The sequence below is a fragment of the Pseudomonas juntendi genome (genome assembly GCF_009932375.1).
Taxonomy (GTDB): domain Bacteria; phylum Pseudomonadota; class Gammaproteobacteria; order Pseudomonadales; family Pseudomonadaceae; genus Aquipseudomonas; species Aquipseudomonas juntendi.
On sequence record NZ_BLJG01000147.1, the window covers coordinates 17,019 to 27,130 of the forward strand.

At 65.2% G+C, this 10,112-nt stretch carries 9 protein-coding genes; 5 read left to right on the plus strand and 4 right to left on the minus strand.

All coding sequences use genetic code 11. From position 1 onward, the window contains the following. Nucleotides 1-6 precede the first annotated feature (6 nt). The 5 genes from GYA94_RS18710 (at nucleotide 7) to GYA94_RS18730 (ending at nucleotide 5,886) form a co-directional block, all read left to right on the plus strand. Complete coding sequence (locus tag GYA94_RS18710) at nucleotides 7-1,029, plus strand: alpha-ketoacid dehydrogenase subunit beta (RefSeq protein WP_110676943.1); 1,023 nt, start codon at nucleotides 7-9, stop codon at nucleotides 1,027-1,029. Further along, on the plus strand, nucleotides 1,026-2,132 hold the full coding sequence (locus GYA94_RS18715; RefSeq protein ID WP_110676941.1) for an acetoin dehydrogenase dihydrolipoyllysine-residue acetyltransferase subunit: 1,107 nt from the start codon (nucleotides 1,026-1,028) through the stop codon (nucleotides 2,130-2,132). The genes GYA94_RS18710 and GYA94_RS18715 overlap by 4 nt, the downstream gene beginning before the upstream one ends. Before the next feature lie 52 nt (nucleotides 2,133-2,184). Further along, nucleotides 2,185-3,249: a 2,3-butanediol dehydrogenase gene (locus tag GYA94_RS18720; protein WP_249121941.1), complete on the plus strand. Its 1,065-nt coding sequence runs from the start codon at nucleotides 2,185-2,187 to the stop codon at nucleotides 3,247-3,249. 231 nt (nucleotides 3,250-3,480) lie between these two features. Next, nucleotides 3,481-5,214 carry a C13 family peptidase gene (locus GYA94_RS18725; RefSeq protein ID WP_029886943.1) on the plus strand — a complete coding sequence of 578 codons (1,734 nt, stop codon included), beginning with the start codon at nucleotides 3,481-3,483 and terminating at the stop codon, nucleotides 5,212-5,214. A 27-nt stretch (nucleotides 5,215-5,241) separates the two neighbouring features. Then, a complete protein-coding gene (locus GYA94_RS18730; protein ID WP_009685749.1) occupies nucleotides 5,242-5,886 on the plus strand; it encodes an oxidoreductase in 645 nt (214 codons plus the stop codon). Nucleotides 5,887-6,045: 159 nt separating this feature from the next. Here GYA94_RS18730 and GYA94_RS18735 read toward each other — a convergent pair whose 3' ends face one another. The 4 genes from GYA94_RS18735 to GYA94_RS18750 form a co-directional block, all read right to left on the minus strand. Next, the gene (locus tag GYA94_RS18735) at nucleotides 6,046-6,333 is read right to left on the minus strand and encodes a YceK/YidQ family lipoprotein (protein ID WP_054904355.1); all 288 of its coding nucleotides are present in this window, start codon (nucleotides 6,331-6,333) and stop codon (nucleotides 6,046-6,048) included. Beyond that, a complete protein-coding gene (gene ubiX, locus GYA94_RS18740) occupies nucleotides 6,330-6,959 on the minus strand; it encodes a flavin prenyltransferase UbiX (RefSeq protein WP_161892864.1) in 630 nt (209 codons plus the stop codon). Before ubiX ends, GYA94_RS18735 begins: the two co-directional genes overlap by 4 nt. Beyond that, a complete protein-coding gene (gene mpl, locus GYA94_RS18745; RefSeq protein WP_161892865.1) occupies nucleotides 6,956-8,305 on the minus strand; it encodes a UDP-N-acetylmuramate:L-alanyl-gamma-D-glutamyl-meso-diaminopimelate ligase in 1,350 nt (449 codons plus the stop codon). The genes ubiX and mpl overlap by 4 nt, the downstream gene beginning before the upstream one ends. 66 nt (nucleotides 8,306-8,371) lie before the next feature. Then, on the minus strand, nucleotides 8,372-10,112 hold a 1,741-nt coding region (locus GYA94_RS18750), incomplete at its 5' end, for a sigma-54-dependent Fis family transcriptional regulator (protein ID WP_161892866.1).

Here is a 10,112-nt window from a genome sequence, read left to right on the forward strand (position 1 = left end):
ACCACCATGGCAAGAAAGATCAGCTACCAGCAGGCCATCAACGAAGCACTGGCCCAGGAAATGCGCCGCGACGACAGTGTGTTCATCATTGGCGAGGACGTTGCCGGCGGTGCCGGGGCGCCCGGTGAGGAAGACGCCTGGGGTGGCGTGCTGGGCGTGACCAAGGGCCTGTACCACCAGTTCCCGGGCCGGGTACTGGACGCTCCCCTGTCGGAAATCGGCTACGTCGGCGCAGCGGTCGGTGCCGCCACCCAGGGCCTGCGCCCGGTGTGCGAGCTGATGTTCGTGGACTTCGCCGGCTGCTGCCTGGACCAGATACTCAACCAGGCCGCCAAGTTTCGCTACATGTTCGGCGGCAAGGCAGTCACCCCGCTGGTGATGCGCACCATGTACGGCGCAGGCCTGCGCGCAGCGGCCCAGCATTCGCAAATGCTCACCTCGCTGTGGACGCACATTCCAGGCCTGAAGGTGGTGTGCCCATCCTCGCCCTACGACGCCAAGGGGCTATTGATTCAGGCGATCCGCGACAACGACCCGGTGATCTTCTGCGAGCACAAGCTGCTCTACAGCATGCAGGGCGAGGTGCCGGAAGAGGTGTACACGGTCCCCTTCGGCGAAGCCAACTTCCTGCGCGATGGCGACGACGTGACCCTGGTCACCTACGGGCGCATGGTGCATGTAGCCCTGGAGGCCGCCAATAACCTGGCCCGCCAGGGCATCGACTGCGAAGTACTGGACCTGCGCACCACCAGCCCGCTGGACGAAGCCAGCATTCTGGAGAGCGTGGAAAAAACCGGCCGCCTGGTAGTCATCGACGAAGCCAACCCGCGCTGCTCGATGGCCACCGATATCAGTGCCCTGGTGGCGCAGAAGGCTTTCGCTGCGCTCAAGGGCCCGATCGAGATGGTCACCGCACCGCACACCCCGGTACCGTTCTCCGACGCCCTGGAAGACCTGTACATCCCCAACGCGGCGAAGATCGAGGCCGCCGTGCGCAAAGTGATCGAAGCCGCAAGGAGTGCCGCATGAGCCAGATCCATACCCTGACCATGCCCAAGTGGGGGCTGTCGATGACCGAGGGCCGGGTAGACACCTGGCTCAAGCAGGAAGGCGACCCGATCACCAAAGGCGACGAGGTGCTGGACGTCGAGACCGACAAGATCAGCAGCAGTGTCGAGGCCCCGTTCAGCGGCGTGCTGCGCCGCCAGGTGGCCAAGCCGGATGAAACCCTGCCGGTGGGCGCGCTGCTGGCCGTGGTCGTGGAAGGCGAAGCCGAAGAGGCCGAGATCGATGCCGTGGTGCAGCGCTTCCAGGCCGAGTTCGTCGCCGAAGGCGGCGCCGACCAGGCCCAGGGCCCGGCCCCGCAAAAGGCTGAAGTGGGTGGCCGCCTGCTGCGCTGGTTCGAGCTGGGTGAAGGCGGCACGCCGTTGGTGCTGGTGCACGGCTTTGGCGGCGACCTTAACAACTGGCTGTTCAACCACCCGGCGCTGGCGGCCGAGCGGCGGGTGATCGCCGTGGATCTGCCGGGGCATGGCGAGTCGGCCAAGGCCCTGCAGCGCGGCGATCTGGATGAACTGAGCGAGAGCGTGCTGGCCCTGCTTGACCACCTGGGCATTGCCAAGGCGCACCTGGCGGGGCATTCGATGGGCGGTGCAGTCAGCCTGAACCTGGCGCGCCTGGCACCGCAGCGGGTGGCCAGCCTGAGCCTGGTGGCCAGTGCCGGCCTGGGCGAAGCGATCAACGGGCAATACCTGCATGGCTTCGTCAGCGCAGCCAACCGCAATGCCCTGAAGCCACAGATGGTGCAGCTGTTCGCCGACCCGGCGCTGGTCACCCGGCAGATGCTGGAAGACATGCTCAGGTTCAAGCGCCTGGAAGGCGTTGACCAGGCCCTGCAGCAATTGGCTGCGGCACTGGCCGAAGGCGACCGCCAACGCCACGACCTGCGTGGCGTGCTGGGGCAGCACCCGGCGCTGGTGGTGTGGGGCGGCAAGGACGCGATCATCCCGGCCAGCCATGCCGAAGGGTTGGAGGCCGAAGTACTGGTGCTGCCCGAGGCCGGCCATATGGTGCAGATGGAGGCGGCCGACCAGGTCAACCAGCAATTGCTCGCATTCCTGCGCAAGCACTGAACCTATTCCGTGAGCCTGGAGAACAACCATGAATGACTTGAGCCACACCCACATGCGCGCTGCCGTATGGCATGGCCGCAACGACATTCGCGTAGAACAGGTCCCCCTGCCAGCCGACCCGGCGCCGGGCTGGGTACAGATCAAGGTGGACTGGTGCGGCATTTGCGGCTCCGACCTGCATGAATACGTCGCCGGGCCGGTATTCATCCCGGTCGAGGCGCCGCACCCGCTGACCGGCATCCAGGGCCAGTGCATTCTCGGCCACGAATTCTGTGGTCAGATCGCCAAACTGGGCGAAGGCGTCGAAGGCTTTGCAGTCGGTGACCCGGTGGCTGCAGACGCCTGCCAGCATTGCGGCACCTGCTACTACTGTACCCATGGCCTGTACAACATCTGTGAACGCCTGGCCTTCACCGGCCTGATGAACAACGGCGCCTTCGCCGAGTGGGTCAATGTGCCGGCGAACCTGCTGTACCGCTTGCCGCAGGGCTTTCCGGCAGAGGCTGGCGCGCTGATCGAGCCGCTGGCGGTGGGCATGCATGCGGTGAAGAAGGCCGGCAGCTTGCTGGGCCAGACCGTGGTGGTGGTGGGCGCCGGCACCATCGGCCTGTGCACCATCATGTGCGCCAAGGCAGCCGGTGCAGCGCAGGTAATTGCGCTGGAAATGTCATCTGCGCGCAAGGCCAAGGCCAGGGAAGTCGGCGCCAGCGTGGTGCTCGACCCGAGCCAGTGCGATGCCCTGGCAGAGATTCGCGCGCTTACCGGCGCCCTGGGGGCGGATGTGAGCTTCGAGTGCATCGGCAACAAGCACACGGCCAAACTGGCCATCGACACCATCCGCAAGGCCGGCAAGTGCGTGCTGGTAGGCATTTTTGAAGAGCCCAGCGAATTCAACTTCTTCGAACTGGTATCCACCGAGAAGCAGGTGCTGGGGGCATTGGCGTACAACGGCGAATTTGCCGATGTCATTGCCTTCATTGCAGACGGGCGGCTGGACATTCGTCCGCTGGTGACCGGGCGGATCGGGCTGGAGCAGATTGTCGAGCTGGGATTTGAGGAACTGGTGAACAACAAGGAGGAAAACGTGAAGATCATCGTGTCACCAGGCGGGCATTGATTGCACCTCAACCTGTGGGAGCGGGCGTGCCCGCGAAGCCGATGACTCGGTAGATGGCACCGGCTTCGCCGGTGTTCGCGGGCACGCCCGCTCCCACAGGGGTTGCGCCAGCTTTTAAGACAGGTATAGGCCCACAAGCGGCACCTCAGGGATGTGCGTCAGCGCAGGCGCTCGCTGTTTCAGGATCCCATTCTGCGTCATAATCGGCAGACCTATTGCCCGGTTCTCGCCATGCGTCCACTGCTCCCCATTACCCTGGTCCTGCTGCTCGCCGCCTGTGGCGATGGCGAATCGTTGCTGCCGCCGGATGCCCGCCTGCCCGACGGTGGGCGCTACCGGGGCCAGGTGGTCGATGGCCTGCTGCAGGGTGAGGGGCGGATCGACTATCCCAACGGCAGCTGGTATGCCGGCACCTTCAAGGACGGCCAGTGGCATGGCCAGGGCGAATGGCATGGCCAGAACGGCGAGGTGTACCGCGGCCAGTTCGCCGCGGGGCTGTTCGAGGGGCTGGGCGACCTGACCACACCGGGCAGCCACTATGCCGGCACGTTCAAGCACGGCCGCCGCGATGGCGAAGGCACCCTCAAGCAAGCCGACCAAACCTACCGCGGCCAATTCAAGGACGACCTGTACGACGGCGCCGGCGAGCTGGTGCTGGCCGACGGCAGCCGTTACCAGGGCCTGTTCGCCAAGGGCAAGCCCAACGGCGCCGGGGTGCGCAGCGACGCCAGCGGTAACCGGTTCAGCGGCCATTTCAGCAATGGCCAACTGCAAGGCAGCGGCACCTACGACAGCGTCGATGGCGAGCAGTACATCGGCGAGTTCAAGGACAACCGTATTGAAGGCCGTGGCCGCTACGAGAGTGCCGATGGCGATGTTTGGATTGGCCAATTCAAGGACGGCTCGCTGATCGGCGAAGGTGAATTGCTGGGCAGCGACGGCAGCCATTACAAAGGCACGTTCGCCGACTGGCGGCTGTCTGGCCAAGGCAGCTTGCAACTGGCCGACGGCAGCCAATACGTAGGCGGCTTCCTCAACGATGCCTACAACGGCAAGGGGCGCCTGATCCTGCCCAACGGCAAGGTCGAAAGCGGCGTGTGGGCCAACGGGGTGCGCGTGCGCGACCAGCATGGCACGCTGCTGCCCGACCCGCTTGACCTCGCCCTGCTGAACCAGGGCCGGCTACTGCAACAGGCGCTGGCCGCAGTGCCGCGCTCGGCCCCGCCGATTCAGCTGTACAGCCTGGTGGTGGGCGGTGATGGCCAACAGAGTGTGTTCCTGCGTGAAGCCGACTACGTCAGCAACATGCTCAAGGTACGCTTTGGCGCCCGCGGCCAGGTGACCCTGGTCAACCACCGCGACCACCTGGCCAACCGCCCCATGGCAACCCGCGAGAACCTCACCCGTGCCGCCCGCACCCTGGCCGAGCGCAGCGGCCCGGAAGACCTGGTGTTCATCTACCTCACCAGCCACGGCAGCGCAGACCACCAGCTGGTGCTCGACCAACCCCGCCTGCAACTGGCCGACTTGTCCGCCGACGAGCTGGCAACGGCCCTTGCGCCGCTGAAGGATCGCGACAAGGTCATTGTCATCTCGGCCTGCTATTCAGGGGGGTATATCGCCCCGCTGAAAGATGAGCGCACCCTGATCATGACTGCCGCACGCGCCGACCGTGTCTCCTTCGGTTGCTCGGAGGAAGCTGATTTCACCTACTTTGGCGAAGCCCTGTTCGCCCAGGCCCTGAACCAGACCGACGACCTGAAACAGGCGTTTGAACTGGCACGCGGCAGTGTTGCCGAAAGGGAACAAAGGGAAGGTTTCGACGCCTCTGAGCCTCAGTTGTGGGCGCCGCCGGCGGTGCTTGAGCATTGGCAGCAACTGCGCCGGCAACAGGCCGAAGAGGCATTGCGCAACACGACCCAGGCCAAGGTGGGCGCACAGGCAAAAACCCCGGGCAACCACTAGACTTGGGTGTAACAAGGGAGAGACATCATGTACTTGACGCCTCAGCATGTCCTGCTTGCCGGTGCCACCGGCCTCACCGGTGAACACCTGCTCGACCGCCTGCTCAACGAGCCCACCATTACCCGCGTGCTGGCCCCGACCCGCCGGCCGTTGGCCGAACATCCGCACCTGGAAAACCCGGTGGGTGACCCGGCAGTGTTCCTGCCGCAGCTGGCCGGCAGGGTCGACGTTGCCTATTGCTGCCTGGGCACCACCCTCAAACAGGCCGGCTCCGAGTCGGCGTTCCGCGCGGTGGACCTGGACATGGTGGTGGCGTTCAGCAAACGGGCCCGGGAAATGGGCGCACGGCATTTGCTGGTGGTCAGTGCCTTGGGCGCCGACCCGAAGTCATCGATTTTCTACAATCGGGTGAAGGGCGAGATGGAAGAGGCGCTCAAAGCGCAGGATTGGCCGCAACTGACCATCGTGCGGCCGTCGTTGCTGCTGGGCGAGCGCATCAAACCGCGGCTGGCAGAGCAGTTGGTTTCACCGTTGTCCCGGCTGATACCGGGCAAATACCGGGGGATCGAGGCCTGCACCCTGGCCCGTGCGCTATGGCGCCTGGCCCTAGAGGAAGAAGACGGGGTGCGGATCGTGGAGTCGGATGAACTGCGCAAGCTCGGCAAGAAGTAAGCCGCAAGCATTGCACGGTACCTGTGGGAGCGGCCTTGCGTCGCGAAAGGACCGCGCAGCGGCCCCCGGATTTCAGCTTTAGCACAAACATGGCTGGGGCCGCTTTGCGGCCCATTCGCGACGCAAGGCCGCTCCCACACCACAGGACCGTGCAATCCCTCACAGCCCCCCTGTGGCCTGGAAGCCTACACCGGCAGCAGTCAGCAAGGACAACGGCAGCAACAGGGTATCAAGCAGCATGCTCCCTGGCAGGTCCAGCCCCGGATAGCTCGGGGCTTGAGCCCCAAACCGATCCTGCGGGCAGCAACCACCGTTGATCACATACAGATCCAGACGGGTACCGGCATACACCACCGGCGCCCCCGGCTTGTTGGCATCCAGCGTGCGCACCGTGGCACAACCACTCAGCAACCCCAGCGCCAGCAAGCCGGCCAGCGCCCGTTTCAATCATCCACCCCGAAATGGTGCTCGCCCCAACGCGGCAGCATGTCCTGGGGAATGTTCAGCAGGTTGAGAACACGCGCCACAACGAAGTCGACCAGGTCGTCGATGGTTTGCGGCTGGTGATAGAAGCCCGGCGCCGCCGGCAGAATCACCACGCCCATCTGCGACAACTTGAGCATGTTCTCCAGGTGAATGGTGGAGAATGGCGCTTCGCGGGGCACCAGAATCAACTGGCGGCGCTCCTTGAGGGTCACGTCGGCTGCGCGCTCGATCAGGTTGTTGCAGGCCCCGGTGGCAATCGCCGACAAGGTGCCGGTGGAACACGGCACCACCACCATCGCTGCCGGGGCGCCCGAGCCCGAGGCCACTGGCGACATCCAGTCTTCCTTGCCATACACGCGAATCTGCCCATCGGCAGCACCGGTGTATTCGGTGAGAAAGGCCTGCATCGCCTGGGGCTTGGCCGGCAGCAGCACATCGGTCTCGGTGGCCATTACCAGTTGCGCAGCCTTGGAGATCAGAAAATGCACCTCGCGGTCCTCGCGCACCAGGCAATCGAGCAGGCGTAGGCCGTACTGGGCGCCTGAAGCGCCCGTCATGGCCAGGGTAACGCGTTCCGGCCCGTTCACTTCAGCGCCTCGGCCAGCTTGCCATGCAGGCCGCCGAAGCCGCCGTTGCTCATGATCACCACGTGGGTGCCCGGGCGGGCCTGGCCCTTGATGCGTTCGATGATCGCTTCGAGGCTGTCGGCAACCACACTCGGTACCTTGCACTGCGCAGCAGTCGCAGCGAGGTCCCAGCCCAGGTTGGCCGGCGCGTACCAGATCACCTGGTCGGCGTCGTTGACGCTTTCTGGCAGGCCATCGCGGTGTGCACCCAACTTCATCGAGTTGGAGCGCGGTTCGATTACCGCGATCACCGGCGCCTCGCCAACGCGCTTGCGCAGGCCGTCGAGGGTGGTAGCGATGGCAGTCGGATGGTGAGCGAAGTCATCGTAGATGGTCACGCCCTGCACTTCGGCAACCTTCTCCATGCGCCGCTTGACGCTCTTGAAGGCGCAGAGGCCCTCGATGCCCATGGCCGGCACCACGCCTACATGGCGAGCGGCTGCCAGGGTAGCCAGGGCGTTGGCGACGTTGTGCTGACCGGTCAGCGCCCAGTCCACCACACCTTGCGCCTGGCCCTCGAACAGCACTTCGAAACGCGAGCCATCGGCGCTGAGCAGGCGGGCCTGCCACTGGCCACCTTCACCCGTGGTGTGTACCGGGGTCCAGCAGCCCATGCCGATGACCCGCTCCAGTGCTTGTTCGGTGGTCGGGTGGATGACCAGGCCTTCGCTGGGGATGGTGCGCACCAAGTGGTGGAACTGCCGCTCGATCGATGCCAGGTCCGGGAAAATGTCTGCGTGATCGAACTCAAGGTTGTTGAGGATCGCAGTGCGCGGGTGGTAGTGCACGAACTTTGAACGCTTGTCGAAGAAGGCACTGTCGTACTCGTCGGCTTCCACCACGAAGAACGGCGTAGCCCCCAGGCGGGCCGACACCGAGAAGTTCTGCGGTACACCGCCAATCAGGAAGCCCGGGCTCATGCCGGCGTGCTCCAGCACCCAGGCCAGCATGCTGCTGGTGGTGGTCTTGCCGTGGGTACCGGCAACGGCCAGCACCCAACGGCCTTGCAGCAGGTGGTCGGCCAGCCACTGCGGGCCGGAAACATAAGGCAGGCCCTTGTTCAGCACGTACTCAACCGCCGGGTTGCCGCGCGACATGGCGTTGCCGATCACCACCAGGTCGGGTGCCGGCTCCAGTTGAGCCGGGTCGTAGCCTTGGGTCAGCTCGATGCCCTGGGCTTCGAGCTGCGTGCTCATCGGCGGGTAGACGTTGGCGTCCGAACCGGTCACGCGATGGCCAAGCTCCTTGGCCAGCACTGCCAGCGAGCCCATGAAAGTGCCGCAAATACCGAGAATGTGAATATGCATGGTCGACCTCGCAAAACATCGAGGCAGGGTAGCCCAGGGCGCGACAAATCGCACCCGCTGTTTCGCTCAGTCGCCCCGGGCGATGCCGTGTTTGCGCAGTTTTCGATACAAGGTATTGCGGCTGATGCCCAAGTGTTCGGCGACACGGGTGAGGTGCCAGTGTTTTGCCTGCAGCACCTCAATGAGCGCTTGCCGTTCTGCGTCCTGCAACACCTCGGTACCCTCACCTGGTCCATTGTCGGACCTGTGGGAGCGGGCGAGCCCGCGAACGGGGGCAACGCCCTCGCCTTGTGTCGGCTGGGCAGACGGCCTCGCGGGCGCGCCCGCTCCCACAGGCCCGGTGTGGCTGCGCACAATGGCAGGGAGATCCGGGAAAGTGATGCGGCCACCTTCGCAAAGCGCCACCAGGGTACGCAGCACGTTGCGCATCTGCCGCACGTTGCCCGGCCAGGCAAAGTCCAGCAGCGCCTGGCGCGCTCTCGGTTCGATGTCGATCAATTGGCCCTGCGCCTCCTGGCGCAGCAGAAAGTCCAGCAACTGCGCCTTGTCACTGCGCTCGCGTACGGCCGGCAATGCCACTTCCAGGCCATTTAGGCGGTAATACAGGTCTTCACGGAAAATGCCCTGCTCGACCCGCTGCAGCAGGTCACGGTGGGTAGCGCTGACAATGCGCACGTCCACTGCCTGTGGCTCGCCGCCGATCGGCACTACCTGACGCTCCTCCAGCACGCGCAGCAGGCGTGTCTGCAGGGCCAGCGGCATGTCACCGATCTCGTCCAACAGCAAGGTGCCACCATCGGCTTGCAACAGCTTGCCGCGCATGCCTTCCTTGCGCGCACCGGTGAAGCTGCCACCGCGGTAGCCGAACAGCTCGCTCTCGATCAGGCTTTCAGGGATCGAGGCACAGTTGATGGCCACGAAGGGTTGGCTGCGGCGCTCACTGGCCTGGTGCACGGCCTGGGCAAAGGCCTCTTTGCCGCAGCCGGTCTCACCGCGCAGCAGCAGTGGCACATCGCGCTCGAACACCCGCACACTGCGGCGGAAATCATTCTGCAACGCCGGGTCGAGCAGGCATACCAGGGGCTCTGCAGCACGCGTAGGCCGCGGCTGGGCCACGGGCACCGACCATACAGGCGCGCGCGCCTGCCCGCGCAGGCTGGCGAACACCTGGCGGCCGTCCAGGGTGCGCAGCGGCCAGGCCGTGCTGCCCCCGGGCGTGGCGCGGCCGAACAGCTCATCGTGGCTGCAGGCAAAAAACCGCTCCAACGGCTGGCCCAGCACACCACTGCGTACGCTGCCCAGCAGGTTCAGGGCGCTCTGGTTGGCCGCGCAGATCCGGCCATCACCGTCGAAGGCCAGCAGGCCCTCGCTGAACAGGCCAACCGACTCCGCCTGCAGGTGAAAACGCAGCAGCCACTGCTGCTCGAAATGGCGCAGGAAGTAGCAGCTTTCGATCATCTTGGCCGACAGGTTGACCAAGGCCATGGTATGGAACTGGCTTTGCCGTGAAACGTCGGGGCGGGCCGAGGATACATCGAGCACCGCCAGCAACTCGCCATGGGGGTCGAACACCGGGCTGGCCGAGCACGTAAGCCCGGTGTGGCGGCCGCGGAAGTGCTCGTTCTGGTGGATGGTCAGCGCCTGGCGCTCGACCAGGCAGGTGCCGATGCCATTGGTGCCTTCACGCGCCTCGCTCCAGTCGGCGCCCAGCCACAGCCCGGCATGCTCGAAGCTGCGCCGCTCGCTGGCCGCGCTGACGCAATTGAGGATCACCCCGCGGGCATCGGTCAGCAACACCGCATGGCCG

Coding starts and splice junctions, on each gene's coding strand:
- GYA94_RS18730 (WP_009685749.1), top strand. CDS start 5,242: ATGTACTTGACGCCTCAGCATGTCCTGCTTGCCGGTGCCACCGGCCTC.
- GYA94_RS18725 (WP_029886943.1), top strand. CDS start 3,481: ATGCGTCCACTGCTCCCCATTACCCTGGTCCTGCTGCTCGCCGCCTGT.
- mpl (WP_161892865.1), bottom strand. CDS start 8,305: ATGCATATTCACATTCTCGGTATTTGCGGCACTTTCATGGGCTCGCTG.
- GYA94_RS18720 (WP_249121941.1), top strand. CDS start 2,185: ATGCGCGCTGCCGTATGGCATGGCCGCAACGACATTCGCGTAGAACAG.
- GYA94_RS18715 (WP_110676941.1), top strand. CDS start 1,026: ATGAGCCAGATCCATACCCTGACCATGCCCAAGTGGGGGCTGTCGATG.
- GYA94_RS18710 (WP_110676943.1), top strand. CDS start 7: ATGGCAAGAAAGATCAGCTACCAGCAGGCCATCAACGAAGCACTGGCC.